Raw genomic sequence first — 21,331 nt, 5'->3', positions numbered from 1 at the left:
CGGGCCGGGGCGGGCCGTCCGGCCGTTTCCGGCCAGGCTGTCAGAATGACGCCATGGCTCAGCACGAATCCGATCACGGCTATCTCCTGGACAACCAGCAGTCGGAGGCGGGCATCCGCTTCGGCGCGCTCTCCGAACTCTTCGACCCGGTGACGTTCCGCCATGTCGACCAGCTGGGTATCGGGCCCGGCATGCGGTGCTGGGAGGTCGGTGCGGGCGGGCCGTCCGTGCCACTCGGTCTGGCCGATCGGGTCGGCCCTGACGGGGCGGTGGTCGCCACCGACATCGATGTGTCCTGGACCGGGGGGATCGCCGGCGGGGTGATCGAGGTGCTGGAACACGACGTGGCCGCCGACCCGCCGCCGGAGGGCGGTTTCGATCTGGTGCACGCCCGGCTGGTCCTGGTGCACGTCACCGACCGCGCGGAGGCGCTGCGCCGGATGGTCCGGGCGCTGCGGCCCGGCGGCGTGCTGCTGCTGGAGGACGCCGATCCGGGGTTGCAGCCACTGCTGTGCCCGGACGAGTCGGGGCCGGAGCAGCGGCTCGCCAACCGGCTGCGCTCGGGCTTCCGGTCGCTGATGGCGGGGCGCGGGGCGGATCTGGAGTACGGCAGGACGCTGCCCCGGCTGCTGCGCGAGTCGGGTCTCGAAGACGTCCGGGCCGACGCGTACTTCCCGATCACCTCCCCGGCGTGCACGGTCCTGGAGGCGGCGACGGTGCGGCAGATCCGCGGCCGGCTGGTGGCGGCGGGGCTGGCCACCGACGAGGAGATCGACCGCCATCTGACGAACGTCGAGACCGGCGGCCTCGACCTCGCGACGGCGCCGATGATCTCCGCGTGGGGGCGCCGCCCTCGGCAGCCGTAGCCAGTGGCTCACACGTCAGGCGGCCGCTTCCGCACGCGCCAGGAGAGCCGGGAGACCGGCGAGGAGCGGGGCCTCGCCGCAGGCCGAGGCGACGACCAGCTCCTCCAGTGCCCACAGGTGCGCCCTGATCCTGGGCGGCGGGAGGTAGGCGGTGTCGGCGGTGAGCATGACGGCGAGGACGCCCTCCTCCTCGGTGACGTGGACGCAGTACCGGCAGCCGAGCTTGTCCTCGGTGGCCGGGAAGCCGAACTCCGTACGGGCCCGTGCCGCGCGCAGCTCCGCCGCACCCGGCGGCGGCCCTTCGTCCGGCGGGCGTACGAAGAACCGCTGGTCGTTGTAGCAGCAGTACGGGTGTACGGGGGTGCCGCGCTCCCGGCCGACGCGCTCGCGCAGGGCCTCCCAGGCGACCGGGTCGTAGGACGCGGCCCGGTATCCCGCCAGGGCCGCGCGCCACGCCACCGGCAGGAGGTCCGTGAACCGTTCGGAACCGGCCGTGTCGAGCAGGAACGGCGCGTCCTGGGAGAGCATCGCCACCAGGTCCCGCCGGTCCTCGGCGGCCCGGTTGGCGACGATGGGCATCATGGCCGCCGCGGGGTGGCCGCCCTCGGCGGCGACCAGGGCGGCCAGGGCGGTCATCAGGACCGTCGACCCACTGATCCGGTGGGCGGCCGCGAGCGTGTCCGTCGCCCTCATCAGCGCCTCGGACACCAGACGGCCGCTCCAGAAGCGGGGAGTGCGGGGAGCGGCGGCCTGCCGGGGGAACATGGTCGGCGGCATGGTCCGGTAGAAGCTCTCCCACTGGGCGAGGGCCCGTTCGCTGCGGCGGACACCGGCCGGTCCGTGCTGGTCCCGGGCGAGGTCCAGGGGGTTGGTGCGCGGCGCCCGCCCGGCCGAGCCCCGGCGCACCAGCAGCCGCAGGTCGCGGACCACCTGTTCGGCGGCGTGGCCGTCGGCCGCGAGGTGGCAGAGGACCAGCGCCGCGTGCGTGACCCGGCCCCGGTGGCAGACGGCGCCGACGCGCAACGGCCATTCCCGCGCGTAGTCGAAGCGGGTGGCGGCCAGTTCGTCCAGCAGGGTGCGGGCGGTGGCCTCGGTCCGTTCCGGGTCGGGCTCGTCCACCACGGTGACCGGCAGGGCGCCGCAGTCGGTGAGCGACTGGCGGGGGTCGCCGTCCTCACCGTCGTACAGCCGTGTGCGCAAAGCCTCGTGACGTTCCATCAGGGCGGTGAGAGCCGTGGCGAACCGGGCCAGGTCCGTGACTCGTCCGCGCTCTCCCAGCGGGAGGAGGCGCCCGATGTTGAAGTAGATGTCGTTGGGCGCGGTACGCAGGATCGCGTTCCAGATCGCCCGCTGGCCCCAGGTGAGGGGTGCCGTGCCCGCCCTGTTCCCGGCGAAGGGGATGTGCAGGGTGCGGGCGGTGGCGAGATCGTTCATTCGGTCACCAGCCGGGCCGCCAGGCTGTCGATGCTCTCCTGGTAGAACGCCGGGTCAGCGAGGTCGATCTCTACGCCGTACTCGTCCTCCAGGGTGTCGGCGAGCCGGAGCAACGCGAGGGAGTTGACGCCCAGTTCGGTGAGGGTGCCCCGGGCGGTGAGGATCTCGGCCGCGGCGAGCTGCCCGTCCATGGCGTCGCTGATCAGCCCGGCGAGCCGTGCGCGTGGACCGGTGACCGGGTCCTGGGCGGTGCTCAACTGTCCTCCCCGGCGGCGAGGCGGCGGCGCAGGCTCAGGGGCCTGATGTCGGGCCACACCTGGTCGACGTGGGCCACGCACTCCTCCTCCGTACCGTTGAACCCTTCGGGCCGCCACCCGGCGGGCAAGGGGGTTTCGGCAGGCCAGAGGGCGTGCTGTTCCTCGTCGTTGACCGCCACCAGGTAGCGCAGGGCGGGTGTGTTCACTGGTTCTCCTCGATGAGTGCGGCGACGCACGCGGCGATGCCGTGGACGGTGGGGCTGTCGAAGAAGACGTCGAAGGGCACGGCGACGCCGTACTCCTTGCGGATGCGGCCCGCGATGGCGGTGATGGTGAGGGAGTGGCCGCCGAGGTCGAACAGGTCCTCGTCGGGGCCGAGGTCGTCGAGGTCCAGCACCTCGCGCCAGATGGCGAGGACGGTGCCGGTGACGCCTTCGTCGCCCGCGTCCCCAACAGGGGTTTCGCCGGTGCCCCGTTCACGCGGCGGTTCGGGCAGGGCGGCCCGGTCGAGTTTGCCGTTGGGGGTGAGCGGCATCGCGTCGAGCGCCACGCAGGCGTCGGGCAGGGCCGCCGCGGGCAGGGAGCGGGCGAGGTGGTCGCGCAGTGCCTGGGGCGTGGGTGGTACGTGGCCGGGCGCGGGCACCACGTAGGCCACCAGCCGTCCGGGCTCGCCGTCCGGGGCCTCGCGCAGCACCGTCACCGCCTGGGCGACCTGCGGGTGGCTGCCGAGGGCGGTGTCGATCTCGCCGAGTTCGATGCGGTGGCCGCGCACCTTCACCTGGGTGTCGGACCGGCCCGCGAAGGCGATGCGGCCGTCGGCGCCGAGCCGGACGAGGTCACCCGTGCGGTAGAGGCGGGCGCCGGGCGGGCCGAACGGGTCCGGGACGAAACGGGAGGCGGTGAGCCCGGGGCGGCCCCGGTAGCCGTGGGCGACACCGTCACCGCCGATGTACAGCTCGCCGGTCAGCCCCTGCGGCAGCGGCTGGAGGAGCGCGTCCAGGACGTAGGTGCGGGTGTTGGCGAGCGGGCGGCCGATGGTCACGGGGTCGTCGGGCCCGAGCTCGGCGGCCGTGGACCACACCGTCGTCTCGGTCGGCCCGTACACGTTGACCAACCGGCCGACAGCCGTGCGCAGTTCGCGGGCAAGAGCGTCGGGCAGGGCCTCTCCCCCGGTCAGGGCCACCAGGTCCGGTGCGTGGAGCCCGGCGGCGAGCATGGTGCGCCAGCCGCTGGGAGTGGCCTGTACGTGGGTGAGGCGGTGCCGGTCGACCAGCTCGGCGAGTGCCGTGCCGTCGCGGTGCCGGCCCTCGGGGACGAGGACGACGGTGCCGCCCGTGACGAGAGGGAGGAAGAGTTCGACGGTGGAGATGTCGAAGGAGAGCGAGGTGAGCCCGAGCCAGCGGCTGCCGGGACCCGTGCCGGTGGTGTCCCGCAGCGTCGCGAGGAGGTTGGCGAGGGCCGCGTGCGACACCTCGACGCCCTTGGGCACACCGGTGGAGCCGGAGGTGTACAGCACATAGGCGGGGTCCATGAGGGCGGGCGGCACGGGCGCGGGCGGGGCCTCGGGCAGCCGGTCCAGGTCCCCGGGCCCCGGGTCGGTGGCGGTCTCCACGCCGATCCCGGAGTCGGCGCGGAGGAACGCCAGGCGCTCCGCCGGGTGGTCGGGGTCCAACGGCAGGTAGGCGGCACCGGCGGTGAGCGTGCCGAGCGCGGCGACGAGCTGGGCGGCCGAGCGGGGCAGGGCGATGCCGACGAGGCCGCCGGGACCGGCCCCCTGGGCGCGCAGCCGGTGGGCGCGGCGGCGGACGGCGGCGTCGAGTTCGGCGTACGTGAGGGTGGTGTCGCCCTCGATGACGGCGACGGCGTCCGGGGTCGCGGCGGCCTGGGCGGCGAACAGCGCGGGCAGGGTGGCGGGGGCGTTGCCCGGGGCGCGGGTGGTGTCGGCGAGCAGCGTCGCGCGTTCCCGGGGCGGCGGGACCGGCAACAGGCCGAGGGCGGTGTCCGGGGCGGCGAGGGCCCCGTCGAGCAGGGTGAGGAAGTGGTCCAGGACGCGGGCGGGCGCCTCGCTCTCGAAGGCGGCGGTGCGGTACTGGAGGCTGCCTTCCAGGCTGTCGGGCGCGTCGACCAGGTGGAGGTGGGCGATGTTGCGGGCGGTGCGCGCGAAGCCGGTCCACTCGGTGCGTACGTCGAGGCCGGGGCCGAAATGGGCGGGCCGGGAGGCGTCGCGCCGCCGGTAGCTGAGGGAGACCGGGCACAGCGCGGTGCGCGGGGTGAGTCCGCGCACCGCACGGCTGAGGGGGACGACGCGATGGGCGTAGAGGGCGCGCAGCTCGGCCCGGACCTCCTGGGCGAAGTCCGCGAAGGCGAGCTCGGGACGCGGGTCGGTGAAGAGGGGTAGTTCGTTGACATGCAGGCCGACCTGCCGGGGTGCGCCGGGCACGCGGGTGGAGAGTTCGATCGCGGTGGCGGGGGCGGTGTTGCCGTACCGCAGCAGCAGGGCGTGCCAGGCCGCCGTGAGGAGTTCGAACCGGGTGACGCCGAGCGTCGCGGCGGCGGTGACCAGGCGGGCGTGCCACTCCCCGCCGCGCCGGAAACCGCAGGCGCTGCCGGGGGCCGGGGCGACGGGGTCCACGTGGTGGGCGGTGAGACCGGGGAGGGCGGGTGCGGGGCTGTCGCGCCAGCGGTCGGCCCAGAAGCGTGCCGCGTCCTGGACGGCCGTCTCGGAGACGGGCTGCGGGAGTGCAGGCGCCTCGGCAGCCGAGGGCGGTCGGCTCTCCCCCGTCACCGCCCGGTACGCCCGGGCCACTCCGGTGACCAGGAGGTCCTTGGACTCGCCGTCGAAGACGAGGTGGTGGGCGACCACGAACAGCAGATGACGGTCCGGGGCGGTGGTGAACAGCGTGGCGCGTGCCAGGGCCTCGCCCGGTGCGAAGCGGGCGGCGGTCTCCTCCTCGCGGAGCTTGCCGAGGTCGCCGGGTGCGGCCGTGACCAGGCGCAGGGGCGGTGCCTCGCCCGGGAGCAGGCCCGGCCCGGCGGGATCGGTCCGGGAGGCGAGCACGGGGGTGGCCCGTACGTAGTCGCCCCACGCCGTCGCCAGGGCCGCGGGGTCCAGGGGCCCTTGGATGCGCAGGGCGAGGCTGAGGTGGTACGCCGAGCCGGTGTCGAGGGTCTGCTCGGTGATCCAGAGCCCGTGCTGGGCCGGGTCGAGCGGGGCCGGTGTGTCGAAGGTGGGGGTCATGAGGTCGCCTCGTCGTCCAGAAGCCGGTGGAGTTCACGTTTGAGGACCTTGCCGCCCTCGTTGCGGGGCAGGGTGGCGCGGAAGAGGATGCGGGCCGGGAGTTCGTGCGCGGCGAGCCGGTCGAGCAGGAAGGCCCGCAGCCGGGTGGTGTCCGGCTCGCCCTGCCGGGCCACGACGACGGCGGCGACGACGCTGCCCAGCACGGGGTGCGGGATGCCGAAGGCGGCGGCGTCGGCGATGTCGGGGTGGGCGTGCAGCGCGTTCTCGACCTGGATGGTGGACACCTTGTGGGCGCCGGACTTGATGACGTCGCGCTCCCGGTCGAGCAGGTGGAGGTAGCCGTCCGCGTCGAGCCGCCCGATGTCACCCATGCCCACCCAGCGGCCCCGGAAGACCTCGGCGTCGGCGTCGGGGGCGCCGAGGTAGGCGCGGGGGACGGTGGGTGAGCGCAGCCAGATTTCGCCGGGTTCGCCGGTGGCCGCCGGGTGCCCTTCGGGGTCGGTGATGCGCAGGTGGTCGAGTGAGGCGGGCCTGCCGGGTGAGTCGGGGTGGTCGGGGTCGAAGAGCAGGGTGATCTGGGCGGGCGCGGCCTCGGTCGAGGTGTAGTAGTTGACGATCTGCGCTCCGGGGAACGCCTGCGCCAGCCGTAGTGCGACGGGTTGCGGGAGTGCCGCGGCCGTCGAGCCGACCAGCTTGACCGTGCTGAGGTCGCGGCGGGTGAGGGCGGTGGACGCGAGGAGTTCGATGGCGGTGGCGGGCACCAGGAAGACGCTGCCGACCGCGTGTTCCTCGATGAGCCGGGCGAACCGCAGCGGGGTGAACTGCGGGGCGGCAACACCGGTGGCGGCGGTGTCCAGGCAGTTCACGAGCATCGTCTGTCCGGCGTTGGTGCCGATCGGGAAGCTGTGCAGGAAGGTGCGCGAGTGGCGCAGGGGTCTGCGGCGTTCGTCCAGGGTGCAGCCGTGGGCGAGGTTGGCGTGGGTGGCCCGGACGCCCTTGGGGAGGCCGGTGGTGCCGGAGGTGTAGAGGTACTGGGCGGGTGCGGACGGGTCGGGGAACGGCAGCCCGTCCCCGGCCCCGGTCTCGAAGTCGTCGCCGGTCGCCCGCCATACCCCTGCGGGCAGCCGGGGCGGTGGTCCGCCCTCGCCGTGCAGGACGCCCGCGCACCGGCTGTCCCCGACGATGTGCGCGGCGGCGGCCGGGGCCAGCCGGTCGGACAGGGGTACGGCGATGCCGCCCGCCCACTGCACCCCGCAGTAGGCGACCGCGTAATCGGTCCACTCCGTACTTCCGTAGCGCAGCCCGACCGGGTCGCCGGGGCGCAGGCCACGGGCGAGCAGGCCGTGGGCGAGGGCGGCGGCCCGGTCGCGCCAGGTGCCGAAGTCCAGGGCGCGCGGGCCGTTGCGGAGGGCGACGCGGTCCGGGTGGACGGCGGCGCGGTGGACCAGCAGCTCGATCAGGGAGCGCGGGGGCGCGGCGGGGCTCACCGGTCGTCCCCCGCAGCAGCGAGCGCGGCCGCGCGTTCCCGGAGCCCGATGAGGTCGTCGGGTTCGGCGTCCGGCACGTCGCGGTCGAAGCGGGCGAGGACCGGCAGCCGCAGGGCCAGGGCCACCAGCGCCAGCATCACCAGGCAGCACAGCAGGTACATCAGCCCGATCCCGCGCCCCGGACCCGTGCCCAGCACCCGTCCGACGCTGTCGGCCAGCACACCGTCGTCGGCGAGCAACGGGTCGAACAGCCGGGCGCCCAGGGGTGCGACGAGTCCGTGGCCGATGGGGAGGGTGGACCAGGCGACCATGGTGTTCAGGGCGAAGACGCGGCCGTGGAAGCGCTGCGGGACCTTCACCTGGACGATGGTCGAGTACACCCCGTTGACCAGGGCGATGGCGCAGGACATCCCGAAGGCACCGGCACCGATCACCCAGAGGTCGGCCCGCAGCCCGGTCACCGCCCCGGCCAGCGCGAACACGCCGGCCAGCGCGAGCATGCCGCGCACCCGGTGTCTGCGGGGCCCGCCCCACACCCCCATGATCAGCCCGCCCGCGACGGCCCCGGCCCCGCCCGCCGTGGCCACCGCCGCCGCCCCGTCCAGGGTGTCGAAGGACAGCACCAGGGGCGTCACCAGGAGGAACAGCGGTGACAGGAAGAGGTTGAGCGCGGCGAACCACAGGAGCATCGAGCGGAAGCCCCGGTGCCGCCAGGTGTAGGCGAAACCCTGTTTGATCTCCTCGACGACCGGTTCCCGGCGGGTCCAGGGCAGGGTGCGGGGAAACCTGACGCAGACGAGTACGGCGACCGCGACCACGTAACTCGCGATGTCGAGGATCAGGATGCCGCGCAGACCGATGCCCGCCATCAGCGCCACCGCAATGAGCGGCACCACGAACTGGGCCGCGCCGAAGGCGAGTTGGACGATGCCGTTGGCGTGGCCGAGATAGCGTTTGGGGACCAGTTGCGGGATCGCGGAGCTGTACGCGAGGCGCTGGAAGGTGAGCGCCACCGAGAGGCTGCCGAGCAGCACGTACAGATACCAGGTGTCCAGTGCGCCGCCGAGCAGCAGGCACAGCATGGCCACCTGGCTGAGACCTGCCGTGAGGTCGCCCGCGAGCATCACCTTGCGCCGGTCGAACCGGTCCACGACGGCACCGGCCAGCGGGCCGACGAGGATGCCGGGCAGCATCGCCACCACGGAGTACAGCGCGAACCGGGCCAGGGAGCCCGTCTCCAGCAGAATCCAGATCGGCAGGGCGAACTCCGTGAGCGCGGAACCCACGATCGACCCCAACTGCCCGAGCACAACGGCGAGGAAGCGTGCCGCGCCCGGGGCCGGGGCGCCCGGATCCTTCGCGTCGTCACCGTCCGCCGGGCCCGCCTCGCCGTCACCCGGCGGCCCGGTCTCCGCGTGGAACCACCAGGCCGTGTCCGGGGAGCGCGCGGGCAGGGTCGCGGTGGTCCCCGCGCGGATCGCCTCGTGGACGCTCGTCACCGCCTCGGCGACCTCGGCGGCCCGGTACTTCACGAAGAAGTGGCCGCCCTGGTCGATGACCGCGACCGCCGACCGCTCCGCGAGGAGCAGCCACTCCCGGTAGCGCTCCTGGTAGAAGTCGGCGGCCGGGTCGCGGTCGCCGACGAGCGACACCAGCGGGGCCCGCAGCCTCGGGGCGCCCGCCTCCACGTCCGCGATGGCCCCGGTGAAGTACTCCTCGGCGGCCTGGCTGTCGCGGCGCATGTTGCCCACGATGAACTCGGTCTGCTCCCGGTCGAGCTGGGAGGTGTCGACGCCCATGCCGGTGAGCCAGTTGACGTACACCCGGTTGCCGAGCAGCGACTCCAGCGAGGCCACCTTGGACAGCGCGCCGAGCACCCGTCCGCGCGGCTTGGCAAACGGGAACTGCGCACCCGCGTACACCGCTTCGAGCTCCCGGCCCGACGCTTCGAGCAGCCGTGCGGTCGCCACGGCCAGCGCGGTGCCGACACCGCAGTGCCCGTACACGATGAGCGGGCCCCTGACCCGTTCGCGTATCTCGGCTGCCAGGCTCTCCGCGAGTTCCCCGAACGGCAGATGCTCCTCCGTCACACCGACGTCATGGCCCGGAATGGCAACGGACCACAACTCGTATCCCTCGGGAAGGAGTTCGGCGACGGGCTGGTACACGACCGCGCTGCCACCGCCGTACGGAACACAGACCAGGGTGGCGCGCAGGTGTCCGGCCGGGACCTGCGGGGTGAGGCGGTGCAGCAGCCTGCGGGGGCCCCGGGCGTCCTCGGGGATGTCCGCCAGCGCCGCGAGGTCCCTGACGGTCCGGCAGGTGAACAGGTCCATCACGCTGACCGGCCGGGCGCCCTCCTCCGGGAGCAGTCTGCGGGCGCGGGCGACGACCTGGGTGGCGAGGAGCGAGTGGCCGCCGAGGTCGAAGAAGTCCTCGTCCACGCCGACCGCGTCCAGCCCGAGCACATCGGCCCAGATCGCGGCGAGCACCCGTTCCGCCGGGGTCCCGGGCGCACTGGCCGCGCCGGTCGTCCGGTGGATCTGCGGGGCGGGCAGTCCCCGGCGGTCCAGTTTGCCGTTGGGCGTGAGGGGAAGGGCGGGCAGGGCGGTGAAGGAGGCGGGCACCATGTAGTCCGGCAGCACCTGCTTGAGCGCGGTGCGCAGTTCCTGCGGGTCGGGCGCGGGCTCCTCGTCGGCGGTGACGAAGTAGGCGGCGAGCCGCTTGTCGCCCGGGGTGTCCTCGCGTACGACGACGGCCGCCTCGCTCACCGGGGGCAGGGCGCGCAGGGCCGCCTCGATCTCGCCGGGTTCGATGCGCAGACCGCGCAGCTTGACCTGCTGGTCGATGCGGCCGAGGTGTTCCAGGGCCCCGTCGGGGCGGCGCCTGCCCAGGTCGCCGGTGCGGTAGAGCCGCGAGCCCGGCGGGCCGTACGGGTCGGGGACGAACCGGGAGGCGGTGAGCCCCGGTCGCCGGTGGTAGCCGAGGGCGAGCCCGGTCCCGGCGATGTGGATCTCACCGGGTGCGCCCGGGGGCACCGGCCGCAGCGCCCGGTCCAGGACGTAGAGGCGGATGTTGTCGACCGGGAAGCCGATGGGGACCACGTCCAGCGGCCCCTCGCACTCCCAGGCCGACACGTCGACGGCCGCTTCGGTGGGCCCGTACAGGTTGGCCAGAGCGCAGCCGGGCAGCGCCTCGCGGAAGGCGCGCGCCGTATCGGGCGGCAGCGCCTCGCCGCTGCACACGACGCGGCGCAGGGCCGTACACTCCCCCGCGCCCTCCTCGGCGAGGAAGAGCGGCAGCATCGAGGGGACGAAGTGGGCGACGGTCACGGGTGCGGAGCGGATGAGTTCGCCGAGGTAGGCGGCGTCCTTCTGGCCCCCGGGACGGGCCAGCACGAGACGCGCGCCGGTCATCAGCGGCCAGAAGAACTCCCAGACGGAGACGTCGAATCCGGCCGGCGTCTTCTGGAGCACGGAGTCCTCGGGACCGATGGGGTAGCTCCGCTGCATCCACAGCAGCCGGTTGACGATGGCTCGGTGGGTGTTCGGCACACCCTTGGGGCGGCCGGTGGAGCCGGAGGTGTAGATGAGGTAGGCGGGGTCGTCGGGCGCCGGAGTGTTTCCCAATGCTGTGGGAGCGCTCCCGCGAGACAGGTCGTCGTCGTCTTCGAGGTGGAGGACAGTGGCCTTGCAGCCGTCGGGGACGGGGATGCCCCGCTGGGTCAGGAGCACCCGCGCCCCGCTGTCGTCCAGCATGAACGCGAGCCGTTCGGGCGGGTATTCGGTGTCGAGCGGGGTGTAGCAGGCTCCGGTCCGCAGGACGCCGAGGAGCGCGGCGACCAGTTCGAGGGAGCGTTCCGCGCCGACGGCGACGACGTCCCCGGGACCGGTGCCCGCCGCGACGAGCCGGGCGACGATGCGGTCGGCGGCGGCGTCCAGTCCGGCGTAGGTGAGACTGCCGTCGTCGGCCGTCACGGCCGTGGCGTCGGGAGTACGGGCAATCTGCTCGGCGATGAGGGAGACCAGGGTGGCATCGGCCGGGACCGGCATCTCCGTACGGTTGAAGTCCTCGGTCTCCAGCGCGCGTTCGTCGTCCGACAGCAGGTCGATGCCGGACAGCGGCACGTCCGGCCGGTCGGCCACCGTGTGCAGCAGCCGGTCGAGGTGGGCGGCGAGCCGGGCGATGTCCGCCTCGGCGAAGAGGTCGGTGTTGTAGTTGAAGGCGCCGCGCAGCCCGTCCGGCCATTCCATCAGGAACAGTTCGACGTCGAAGCGGGTGCCCGAGGCGCGCAGTCCGTAGGTCTCCGCGTCGAGCCCCGGACCGGCGGTGGCCTGGCGTCCGGTGGCGTAGTTCTGGACGGCGAGCACCGCCTGGAAGACCGGGGAGCGGGAGACATCGCGTTCCACGTTCAGCTCGGTGACCAGCTGTGCGAACGGCAACTCCTGATGGGCGTACGCCTCCAGGCAGGTCTCGCGGGTGCGTTCCAGTAGCTCGGCGAAGGTGGGGTCACCGTCGAGCCGGGCGCGCAGGGCCAGGACATTGACGAACATGCCGACCAGGCCCTCCAGTTCCGGTTCGGGGCGGCCCGCGACGGGTGACCCCACGGCGAAGTCGCGCTGGCCGCTGAACCGGGCCAGGAGTTCCTGGAAGGCTGCGAGCAGCACCATGTGGAGCGTCGCCCCGTGCGCCTTGCCGAGGGCGGCGAGCCGGTCGAGGAGTTCACGCTCCACCTGGAATCCGTAGCCTGCCCCGTCGAAGGTCTGCCGCGCCGGGCGGGGCCTGGCGGTGGGCAGGACGAGCGGTTCCACTCCGGCGAGCTCGTCCGCCCAGTAGGCGACTTCGGCGGTGAGCGCGTCCCCGGTCAGCCGGTCGCGCTGCCACTGGGCGAAGTCGCCGTACTGGACGGGCAGTCCGGGCAGGGGGTCGCCCTCCCCCGCCACGCGGGCCGCGTAGCAGCGCAGGATCTCGGAGATCAGGATCTCGCTGGACCAGCCGTCGCTGACGCTGTGGTGGACGACCAGCAGCAGGATGTGGTCGCGGTCGGCCACGCGTACGAGCAGGGTACGCAGCAGAGGACCGGCGGCCAGGTCGAAGGGCTCGGCCCCCGCCTCGTCCACCAGCCGTGCGGCGTGCCCCTCGTCCTGAGCATCCACGACGGGCAGCGGTGCGGGCGCGGGGTCCGCGATCTCCAGCACGGGGCGGCCGTCGTCGGTCACCGGGTAGCGGGAGCGCAGCGTCTCGTGCCGGGCGGTGACGGTGTCCAGGGCGTGGGCCAGCGCCTCCCCGTCCAGTTCGCCGCGCAGCCTGCGCGCGACGGGGATGTTGTACGCGGCGGTGCCGGGCGCGAACTGCTCCATGAACCAGAGGCGTTCCTGCGCGAAGGAGAGCGGCGGCACGACGCCCTCGGGTCTCCGGGGGACGACGGGGCGGGAGGCGGCGGCGCGGCCTGCCGTGAGCCTGCGGCTGAGCAGGGCTCGTTTGGCGTCGGAGAGCCCGCCGGGGGATCTGGTGGTGTCGCTCATGACGGCGTACCGGTTCCTTCCAGGGTGCCGCTGTCCGAGGCGAGGAGGGCGGCCGCCTCCTCCTCGGACAGGGCGTCGATCTCGGCCGTCAGGGCGGCCTCCACGGCCTCGGCGAAGGCCGCGACCGTGCGGTGGGTGAAGAGGGTGCGCAGGGGGACGGTGAGCTCGGCGGTGGCCCGGACGCGGGCGATGACCCGGGTGGCGAGCAGGGAGTGCCCGCCCAGGTCGAAGAAGTCGTCCAGGGCGCCGACCCGTTCGACGTCCAGCACCTCGCGCCAGATGTCGGCGACCAGCTCCTCCGCCTCGGTGCGCGGGGCCAGATAGCTCGCGCGGAGCTCCGGGCGCTGTTCGGGGGCTGGCAGGGCCACGCGGTCCAGCTTGCCGTTCGGGGTGAGCGGCAGCCGGTCCAGCACGAGGACGGCGGCGGGCACGAGGTGGGCCGGTAGGAGCGCTCCCACGGCGCTCCGCGCGGCGACGGGATCGAGGCCCGCGGCGGCCGGGACCACGTAGGCGACCAGGGTGTCGCGGTGGGCGACGACCACCGCCTCGGCGATCCCGGGCTGGGCGAGCAGCGCGCTCTCGGTCTCGCCGGGCTCCACGCGGTAGCCGCGCACCTTGAGCTGGCCGTCCAGCCTGCCCAGGAATTCCAGGGCGCCGTCGGCCCGGCGGCGCACCAGGTCGCCGGTCCGGTAGCGGCGGGAGCCCGGCGGGCCGTACGGGTCCGGGACGAAGGCGCGCGCGGTGGCACCCGGCCGTCCGGTGTAGCCGTAGGTCACCCCCGTGCCGCCGAGGAGGAGTTCGCCGGGGGTGCCGGGCGGGACCGGGCCACCTTGCTCGTCGCACACGGTGGCGGTGACGCCTCCGATCGGGGTGCCGATGGGCGGGCGGGCGCGGGTGTCCGCGTCGCCGAGGTCGGCGGTGGTGGCGATGACGGTGGTCTCGGTGGGGCCGTACGAGTTGACGAGGCGGACCCGGTCGCCGAACCGCTCGCGCCAGGCCCGGACGGCGGCGGCCTGGACCTGGTCGGCGCCCAGGATCAGCAGCCGCAGCCCGTCCGGCCAGGCGACGACGTCCGGGTCGCCGACGAGGTGCTGCCAGTACGGGGTGGGCAGGTCCATGACCGTGACGTCGGCGGTGAAGTCCTCGGCCAGCTGGTCGGGCAGCGTGGCGCCGGGGTCGGCCACCACCAGGGCGGCCCCGGCCGCAAGCGCGGGGAACAGCTCCTCGGCGCAGGTGTCGAAGCTGAGTGAGGCGCAGTGCAGGACGCGGTCCTCGGCGGTGATTCCGTACCCCTCGCGCATCCAGCGCACCCGCTCGGCCAGCGCCCGGTGCGGGACGAGGACGCCCTTGGGCCTGCCGGTCGAGCCGGAGGTGTAGACGAGGTACGCGGGGTCGTCGGGGAGGGGCGCGGTGCGGTCGGTGGGCCCCTCCCCCGCCGGTCCGGTGTCCGCCGCGTCCTCCACGTACAGCGTCCGAACGCTCCCGGACAGCTCGGGCGGTGTGGTGTCGCGGGAGGTGAGGACGGTGCGGGCGCCGCTGTCGGCGGCCATGTACGCGATCCGGGCGGGCGGGTAGTCGGGGTCCAGGGGGAGGTAGGCGGCACCGGCGCGCCAGGCGGCGAGCATCGCCACGACGGCGTGCGGTCCGCGCGGTAGCAGCACGCCGACGGTGTCCCCCCGCCGCACCCCCTCGGCGGTCAGCCGTGCGGCGAGGCCGCCCGCGCGCTGCCACAGCTCGGCGTACGAGAGCGAGGAGCCGCGCCCGCGCAGGGCCTCGGCGCCGGGGCGTTCGCGGACGGTGCGGGCGATGGCGTCGTGCACGGTGGGCGGGCCGTCGGGCAGGGCGGGGCCGCGGCCTGCCGCGTGCAGGGCGGCGCGCTCGGGTCCGTCCAGCAGCGGCAGCAGGTGGACCGGGATGTCCGGGCCGTCCACCGCTCCGCGCAGCAGCGTCTCGAACCAGCGCGCGAGGCGGGCGACCCTGTCGCCGTCCAGCAGGTCCGTGCGGTAGCCGAAGACGGCGACCACGTCCTCGCCGTCCCGGCGCACGTCGAGGGTGAGGTCGAACTTGCAGGCCCGCATGGCGGGGTCCAGCTCGGTGCAGCCGAGACCGGCGAAGGACGCGTCGCGCAGCAGACCTGCGTCCTGGGTGTGGACGGTCAGCATCGTCTGGAACAGCGGGGTGCGCCCCGGGTCCCGGTCCAGGCGCAGGGTTTCGGCCAGTTCCTCGAAGGGGATGCGGTCGTGGGCGAAGGCGCCGAGCACCGTGGCGCGGGCGCGGCGGAGCAGGTCGGCGAAGGTGGGCGTCCCGGACAGGTCGGAGCGCAGGACCAGGGTCCGCGAGAAGTAGCCGATGGCCTGTTCGGCGTCGGGTCCCGAGCGGCCCGCGGTGGGAACGCCGACGCAGAAGTCGCGTTGCCCGGTGCAGCGGTGCAGGGTCGCCTGGTAGGCGGCGAGCAGCACCATGAACGGGGTGCAGCGCCGAGCCCGGGCCAGGGCGTCGATCACAGGCCCCGCGCCGGTGAGGATCCGGGTGTGGAAGGCGCCCTCGGGCGAGGGGTGTTCGGGGCGGGGGCGGTCGAGGGGCAGTTCCAGGGCGGGTGCGCCGTCGAGGCGTTCCCGCCAGTAGGCGAGGGCTTCGCGCGCCTGCCCCTCGTCCGCGTCCCGCTCCTGCCCGTGCGGGTGCGCGGGCGGGGCGGGCAGGTCGGCGGTCCCGCCCCGGAGGTGCGCGGTGTAGTGCGCCGCCAGCTCCTCGCGCAGGATGTTGAGGGACCAGCCGTCGGCGACGATGTGGTGCAGGACCACGCACAGGACGTGCTCGGTGTCTCCCGTACGGAAGAGGGCGACGCGCAGCAACGGGCCCCGGGCGAGGTCGAAGGCGCGGTTCGTGCGCTCGGCGATGAGCGGTTCGAGCCGGTCGCCCCGGCCGCGCAGGTCGTGGCATTCCACGTCGACCCGGCCCGGGGCGGCCACCAGTGCGGCCGGTTCGCCGTCCTCGGCGGGGAAGCTGCTGCGCAGCGCCTCGTGCCGGGCCGCCACCGCGTCGAAGGCCGCGCGCAGGGCGGGCTCGGACAGCTCGCCGGAGAGGCGCAGGACGAGCGGAACGTTGTACGAGGCGTCGTCGGGGTCCATCTGGTGCAGGAACCACAGACGTTTCTGGCCATGCGTCAGGTATGACTGGACGGCCTGGGTACTCATCCGACTCCCTCGGCGCGCACGCCGAGCGGCGTGGTGTGCGCTTGCTTCAGGTCAATGGGGACGTGTGGAGCGTGTGGGGGGACGGAGAAGCGCGGCGGTACGGGAATACCGCGGCGGCCGAACGGTCTCGCCACCGGCGAGATCCGGTCATTCGCGGCTTCAGGTGTTGCGATGTTATGAACAGCACACGCATGCGTCAATGCAAGACCTGTACACACAAACGGAGTTGGGAAATCCGACCTGCTTATGCGGCCCGCTTGATGAGATCACCCCGTACCCGGGCCGGGCATTCATCCCTTCGGCTGGATCTTGGGCACAAATTGCACCTTTCGCGTCCTTCCGGGTGGTGAATGGGGGCGTGCGACAGCAAACCCCCGGCCCGAGGAGCGTGGACCATCATGAACAACGCGGACAGTGCGTCGCAGAGCGTACAAACGATGTATGCCGAGCGGTTCGCCACCGATCTCACCGACAACCGTGCGGAGCAGAAGGAGCTCACCGCGCAGATCGAGCGGCTGCGGGCCCGCCTGGAACGGCTCAGGGCGGACGAGACCTGGCTGGCCGGGATGCAGGCCGCGCTGCCGGGAGAGACGGCACCCCCTCGGCCGCGCCGCGCGCCGCGCACCGGGGAGAAGCCGGCGGAGGGTGAGGCCCCGGCCGGCACCCCCGTCCCGGGCCCCCGGCCCGCCGGGCGCGCGAAGGCGAGGCCGTCCCGGGCGAGGACGAGCGGCAAGAAGGCGGCGGCCGCGGCGACCGCTCCGCTGCACCAGCTCATCCGCGCCCTGATGCCCCTGGGTGAACCGCGGCTGGTGCGCGAGGTGCACGCGGATCTGACCGAGGCGCACCCGGAGCGCGGCACCTCGGTGCAGGTGGTGCGCAACACCCTGGAGACCCTGGTGAAGCGGGGCGTCGTCGGCAAGGGCATCCAGAAAGGCACGGCCATGTACACCGCGACCGAACCGGCCCCGGCCGAGGGCGAGACGGCCCGGGCGGCCGGCTGAGCGGCACAGGGCCGTCTCACGCGTCCGGCCCCCGGGGAGCGTGCTCCCCGGGGGCCGGACGGTGGTACTACGGCGTCAGGCGGCCGTGATGTTCTCCGCCTGCGGGCCCTTCTGGCCCTGCGTGATGTCGAAGGTCACCGCCTGGCCCTCCTGGAGCTCACGGAAGCCGGAGGCGTTGATGTTCGAGTAGTGAGCGAAGACGTCCGGCCCGCCGCCGTCCTGCTGGATGAAGCCGAAACCCTTTTCGGCGTTGAACCACTTGACGGTTCCGCTGGCCATGCCGGTGCCTCTCAGTCGATATCGGGAGCCGCACCACGCGGTCCCAGTGGTGTCCCGGTCCGCCCCTGCACAACAAGGCGCCCGCGCCGGAGCACGGGCGGTTTCGGCGAACCACGACTTCCGGCGATGACGCTACATGGCGAAACCCCTCTCCACCAGAGAGCAACGACTTCGCGTCGCGCCGGATGCCCGGGAAAGGTGCTGATGGGGCCGTACTCACGGGGAACCAGGGGGTGGTGGCGTCCCGGACATCCGCGACCGCGTCACCGGACCGGAGCACCGGAGGCGGTCCGCCCGGCTCCGGATGGAGCAGTGCCCGCCGGGATGAGAATGGTGCGGCCGGCAGGGGGGCTGCCGACCGCACCGAGTACCGCCCCGCCTCGGCCCGGGAGACCGAGGTGGGTGACGGAAAGAGCCAGATCAGCGGACCGTGGTGCGCAGTCCGCCCCACCGGGGGACGAAATACGGTCTGCTGGTCAAGCCCTTCCCGCCACCGTTCTGAACGGGTGCGGAATTCCAGCTGCGAACATTGCCAGGAGAGGACAGCAGGAAGACCGCACGTCAGGCGCGGGTCCACCGCCCCGAAGAGCCGCGGTCCGCTGCCTCACGGGCTCCAGCATGGAAGGTAAACAGACTGTTTTCTACGTCCAGTTTTTAGCGCTAAGCCACGTCGCGCCAATTAGGCTCTCGCCCGCGCAACCGGGCCCATACGCGGGGGATTTGATCGCATGACCAACACGGACAAGACGGCACTTCGGACACTGCTCAGAGTCCGGCGTGCACTGATCGACCCCACCGGACACGGTTTCCACCGTTCGTCCCGCCAGGGGCGCCGCGCACCCGGACTGTCCCAGCATCAGGTGGACCAGTTGCTGCACCGCACCCCCGGCACCTACCGCCGGCTGGAGTCCGGCGCCTGGCCGAGGCCGGACACCGGATTCCTCCGTGATGTGGCGATGCTCTTCGCCCTCAACGAGCAGGAGTGGGTGTCGCTGTGCCGGTACGCCGGAATAGGCGACCCGCCCGGCCCGCTCACCGCCCGCTCGGGCAAGGAGGTGCCGGGTGTGTGGCAGGAGGCCATCGACGGGATGACCCATCCCGCGTACATCACCGACGCGTCCTGGGAGCTCATCGCGCACAACGACGAGTTCGCGCGGCTCTTCCCCGGCGGGAACGTGCCCGAGAACACCATGCGGTGGATGCTCCTCGAACCGCAGGGCCGCGACATGCTCATCGACTGGGACACCGCCTGGGCGCCGCTGGTCGTACCGCAGCTGCGGGCGGCGCTCGCCAGCCGGCCCGACGACGAGGTGCTCCGCCGGCTGGAGAAGGACGTGCTGGCCGACCCGGGGTGTGCGCCGATCTGGGAGTCGGGCGGCGCGCACATCCACCCCGACGGCGACGAACGGCCCATCCGGCACGCCGTCGACGGCCCGGGGTGGGTGACGATGTGTGCCGCGCAGCCCATGGCCGCCCCGGGCGCGCGCATGATCGTTCTCGTCTTCCACGCGGGCGCGCGGCGTGCGCACAGCCGCGTCCCGGTCCTGCGCGCCCGGTAAAGGCTTCCCTCCCGGGTTCCGCGGTGTTGTGATCAGGGCGGCACGGCCGTTTGTGGCTTAGGTTGTGCCCACCCCCACATCGCCGCCGCACCGTGCCCGCCGGAGGATGTCGTGCCCGCCTACATAGCCCGCCCCACCACCGTGTTCCCCGCCCACAAAGTGACCACCGGTGAGATCGCGGACGACATCCGCGCCCATCACCCGGACCACCCGCGACTCGCCGCGATCCTCCGCATCGTGGCCAACACCGGGGTGCGCAGCAGGTACTTCACCCGGCCGCTGACGGCTCCGACGGTGTCGGGGGATGCCGGTGTCACGGCCCGGAGCGAGGCGGCGTTCGCGGACGCGCTGGACATGGCGGAGCAGGCGGCACGGGGTGTGCTCGGGGCGTACGGGCTGGGGCCGGGCGATGTGGACGCGATCATCACGACGCACTCGACCGGCTGGTCCGTCCCCAACATGGACATCCATCTCATCGACCGGCTGGGGCTCCGGCCGGACGTCCGCCGGATCGCCCTGACGACACTGGCGTGCGCGGGCGGCACCCAGGCGCTGATCCGGGCCGTCGAGCTGCTGGCCGCGAGACCGGGGGCGACCGTCCTGGTGGTCGCCGCCGAGGTCATCTCCGCCGTGTACAACCATCAGGACGACGCCGTCGAGCACATGATCTACAAGGTGCTGTTCGGGGACAGCGCGGCGGCGACCCTCGTCACCGACGCCCCGCTCGGCCCCGGCTTCCGTGTGGGTTCCCCGGCCGACACCTACGAGCACGTCCTGCCGGACAGCCTCACCCGGTACGCCGGGCGCGTCGATCCGGCCGGGTTCCACTTCGACAGTACGAAGGAGGCGCTGAGCGCGGCGGACGATGTGCTGCCGAGTCTGCTGGACTGGCTCGGCCGGCCCTCCGTCGGCTTCGGGGTCATCCACCCCGGCAGCGCGCGCATCATCAGCGACACCGCGAGGGCCCTCGGCCTCGACGCCCACGACACCCGGCACTCCACGGCCACCCTGGCCGACGAGGGCAACCTCGGCGGTGTCTCCGTGCTCCGCATCCTTGAACGCACCCACGCCGAACCGCCGCCGCCCGGGGCCGACGGGATCACCGTCGCGTACGGGCCGGGCTTCGCCACGGCCGCGCTGCGCGGGACCTGGGCAGCCTGAGCGGCCGGGTGTCTCGGGTGAAGCGTGGTCAGGACCTCCCGGCCGGGCCGTGCGCGTGGAGGAGCGCGAGCGCCGCGAGGGTGATGCCACAGGTGACCCGCCCCTCGGCCAGCCACCCCGGCAGCTCCTCGGGAGTGACCCACACGGGTTCGGTGAGCGATTCCATCGCCTCGGGCTCCGCCTGCACCGCGGTCGCCACGTCCACCTCGGCGACGTACACCTGGATGGGATCGGCGAGGATGCCGGTATCGGCGTGGATGACCCCGAGGGACCGCAGCGACGCGCAGACGAGCCCCGTCTCCTCGCGCAGTTCGCGGGCGGCTGCCGCCGCGAGCCCTTCCCCGTCGTCGCCCGAACCCCGGGGGAACTCCAGGGAGGCGGCCCGGATCGGGTAGCGGTAGTTCGACACGAAGGCGTACCCGGCCGGTCCGACGGGTACGACGACGGCGCCTTCTTTACGCGCCTGCCAGCGCAGGTACTGCCCGGCGGCCCCGGACGGGGCGACGACGTCGTCGTTGTACAACGTGCCGAAGCGGTTGCGGAAGACGGGCACTTCGCGAACCCGCCGGATGGGCGCCGGCACGACACCGGTCTGCACGGAACCGGGTCCGGTCACTGTGGTCACTGGGGCCTCCTCGGATATCTCCCGCCCCAGGAAGGTGTGCGGGGAGCCCGGGGTGTGACAGGGCCGGGGCCGTATGGCCGGTAGGCTGCCCGGCGGGGTGGGCCGTAGCGCAGAGGTCGTCGCGCCTTCACATCATGTAGGAGCACGCCGGTTCGAATCCGGTCGGCCCGCCCTGTCCCCCGGTCGCGGTTGACGCGCGCCCCGGCGGCCGGTTTCCTGGCGCGATGAACGATCTTCGTATTGAAGAGGTGGACGGCGACGCCTCGCTCCTGGACTGGCGGTTCGTCCACAACGCCATCATCCCCACGGCCCCCCTGTCGTTCGCGGAAGTGACGGAGCGCGCGGGGTGCAACCGGTTGTGCGTCGCGTATGCGGGGGACGTGCTGGTGGGATGTTCCACGGTGCGCCCGCCCGGCGCGGACAACCCGGTGGGGACCGTGATCGCCCGCATCCTGCCCGAACACCGGGGCCGGGGGTTCGGCGGGCAGCTGTACGCGCACGGGCTGGAGCTGGCCCGGGGGCTGGGCGCCGAGGTCATCGAGACGTGTGTCCTGGAGTCGAACCCCGAGGGCCTGCGGTTCGCATTGCGGAACGGTTTCGTGGAGACCGAGCGGTACCTCCTGCCGGGCGACACCGTGCCGTTCATCGACCTCCGGCTCGCCTGACGGCCGTCACGCACACGCACCGGGGCCCGCCGTTCCGCTC

At 73.4% G+C, this 21,331-nt stretch carries 14 protein-coding genes and 1 tRNA gene; 6 read left to right on the top strand and 9 right to left on the bottom strand.

Translation table 11 applies throughout. The annotated features are described in order from the left end of the window. Positions 1-53 precede the first annotated feature (53 nt). Positions 54-866, top strand: a complete 813-nt coding sequence (locus tag OHS17_RS31780) for a class I SAM-dependent methyltransferase (RefSeq protein WP_330314975.1) — start codon at positions 54-56, stop codon at positions 864-866. 15 nt (positions 867-881) lie between these two features. Here the strand turns inward: OHS17_RS31780 and OHS17_RS31775 are convergent, their stop codons facing one another. From OHS17_RS31775 to OHS17_RS31745, 7 genes are read right to left on the bottom strand one after another with little or no spacing between them, the layout of a single operon-like run. Next, positions 882-2,300 carry a condensation domain-containing protein gene (locus OHS17_RS31775; RefSeq protein ID WP_330314974.1) on the bottom strand — a complete coding sequence of 473 codons (1,419 nt, stop codon included), beginning with the start codon at positions 2,298-2,300 and terminating at the stop codon, positions 882-884. Then, entirely contained in the window at positions 2,297-2,557 is a 261-nt protein-coding gene (locus OHS17_RS31770) for an acyl carrier protein (RefSeq protein ID WP_330314973.1), read from the bottom strand. The genes OHS17_RS31775 and OHS17_RS31770 overlap by 4 nt, the downstream gene beginning before the upstream one ends. Then, on the bottom strand, positions 2,554-2,763 hold the full coding sequence (locus OHS17_RS31765; protein WP_330314972.1) for an MbtH family protein: 210 nt from the start codon (positions 2,761-2,763) through the stop codon (positions 2,554-2,556). The genes OHS17_RS31770 and OHS17_RS31765 overlap by 4 nt, the downstream gene beginning before the upstream one ends. After that, positions 2,760-5,795, bottom strand: a complete 3,036-nt coding sequence (locus OHS17_RS31760; RefSeq protein ID WP_330314971.1) for a non-ribosomal peptide synthetase — start codon at positions 5,793-5,795, stop codon at positions 2,760-2,762. The genes OHS17_RS31765 and OHS17_RS31760 overlap by 4 nt, the downstream gene beginning before the upstream one ends. Next, entirely contained in the window at positions 5,792-7,282 is a 1,491-nt protein-coding gene (locus tag OHS17_RS31755) for a class I adenylate-forming enzyme family protein (protein WP_330314970.1), read from the bottom strand. The genes OHS17_RS31760 and OHS17_RS31755 overlap by 4 nt, the downstream gene beginning before the upstream one ends. Then, entirely contained in the window at positions 7,279-12,807 is a 5,529-nt protein-coding gene (locus OHS17_RS31750; RefSeq protein WP_330314969.1) for a non-ribosomal peptide synthetase/MFS transporter, read from the bottom strand. The genes OHS17_RS31755 and OHS17_RS31750 overlap by 4 nt, the downstream gene beginning before the upstream one ends. Further along, positions 12,804-16,001, bottom strand: a complete 3,198-nt coding sequence (locus tag OHS17_RS31745; protein ID WP_330314968.1) for an amino acid adenylation domain-containing protein — start codon at positions 15,999-16,001, stop codon at positions 12,804-12,806. The genes OHS17_RS31750 and OHS17_RS31745 overlap by 4 nt, the downstream gene beginning before the upstream one ends. Before the next feature lie 398 nt (positions 16,002-16,399). On the opposite strand from OHS17_RS31745, the gene OHS17_RS31740 reads away from it, so the two are divergent. Further along, on the top strand, positions 16,400-17,002 hold the full coding sequence (locus tag OHS17_RS31740; RefSeq protein WP_330314967.1) for a hypothetical protein: 603 nt from the start codon (positions 16,400-16,402) through the stop codon (positions 17,000-17,002). 75 nt (positions 17,003-17,077) lie between these two features. On the opposite strand, the gene OHS17_RS31735 is transcribed toward OHS17_RS31740, so the two are convergent. Further along, complete coding sequence (locus tag OHS17_RS31735) at positions 17,078-17,281, bottom strand: cold-shock protein (RefSeq protein ID WP_018104984.1); 204 nt, start codon at positions 17,279-17,281, stop codon at positions 17,078-17,080. Between the two features lie 728 nt (positions 17,282-18,009). Between OHS17_RS31735 and OHS17_RS31730 the strand changes: the two genes are divergently transcribed. Together OHS17_RS31730 and OHS17_RS31725 are read left to right on the top strand one after the other, a co-directional pair. After that, positions 18,010-18,840, top strand: coding sequence for an MmyB family transcriptional regulator (locus tag OHS17_RS31730; RefSeq protein ID WP_026171767.1), 831 nt, complete (start codon positions 18,010-18,012; stop codon positions 18,838-18,840). Between the two features lie 111 nt (positions 18,841-18,951). Continuing rightward, entirely contained in the window at positions 18,952-20,001 is a 1,050-nt protein-coding gene (locus OHS17_RS31725) for a PhlD (RefSeq protein WP_330314966.1), read from the top strand. A gap of 28 nt (positions 20,002-20,029) precedes the next feature. Here the strand turns inward: OHS17_RS31725 and OHS17_RS31720 are convergent, their stop codons facing one another. Next, entirely contained in the window at positions 20,030-20,626 is a 597-nt protein-coding gene (locus OHS17_RS31720; protein WP_330314965.1) for an NUDIX domain-containing protein, read from the bottom strand. 98 nt (positions 20,627-20,724) lie between these two features. Here OHS17_RS31720 and OHS17_RS31715 point away from each other — a divergent pair. Further along, positions 20,725-20,797, top strand: a tRNA-Asp gene (locus OHS17_RS31715). Between the two features lie 53 nt (positions 20,798-20,850). Next, positions 20,851-21,291, top strand: a complete 441-nt coding sequence (locus tag OHS17_RS31710) for a GNAT family N-acetyltransferase (protein WP_330314964.1) — start codon at positions 20,851-20,853, stop codon at positions 21,289-21,291. The last annotated feature ends 40 nt before the right edge of the window (positions 21,292-21,331 follow it).

It is taken from the genome of Streptomyces sp. NBC_00523 (genome assembly GCF_036346615.1).
Taxonomy (GTDB): domain Bacteria; phylum Actinomycetota; class Actinomycetes; order Streptomycetales; family Streptomycetaceae; genus Streptomyces.
Note: the sequence above shows the minus strand (reverse complement) of the source record. Positions and strands in the feature narration are given on the sequence as shown.

What these genes read in the sequence shown, in the direction of transcription:
- OHS17_RS31740 (WP_330314967.1), top strand. Translation starts at nt 16,400, where the DNA reads ATGAACAACGCGGACAGTGCGTCGCAGAGCGTACAAACGATGTATGCC.
- OHS17_RS31745 (WP_330314968.1), bottom strand. Translation starts at nt 16,001, where the DNA reads ATGAGTACCCAGGCCGTCCAGTCATACCTGACGCATGGCCAGAAACGT.
- OHS17_RS31760 (WP_330314971.1), bottom strand. Translation starts at nt 5,795, where the DNA reads ATGACCCCCACCTTCGACACACCGGCCCCGCTCGACCCGGCCCAGCAC.
- OHS17_RS31730 (WP_026171767.1), top strand. Translation starts at nt 18,010, where the DNA reads ATGACCAACACGGACAAGACGGCACTTCGGACACTGCTCAGAGTCCGG.
- OHS17_RS31750 (WP_330314969.1), bottom strand. Translation starts at nt 12,807, where the DNA reads ATGAGCGACACCACCAGATCCCCCGGCGGGCTCTCCGACGCCAAACGA.
- OHS17_RS31710 (WP_330314964.1), top strand. Translation starts at nt 20,851, where the DNA reads ATGAACGATCTTCGTATTGAAGAGGTGGACGGCGACGCCTCGCTCCTG.
- OHS17_RS31780 (WP_330314975.1), top strand. Translation starts at nt 54, where the DNA reads ATGGCTCAGCACGAATCCGATCACGGCTATCTCCTGGACAACCAGCAG.
- OHS17_RS31735 (WP_018104984.1), bottom strand. Translation starts at nt 17,281, where the DNA reads ATGGCCAGCGGAACCGTCAAGTGGTTCAACGCCGAAAAGGGTTTCGGC.
- OHS17_RS31775 (WP_330314974.1), bottom strand. Translation starts at nt 2,300, where the DNA reads ATGAACGATCTCGCCACCGCCCGCACCCTGCACATCCCCTTCGCCGGG.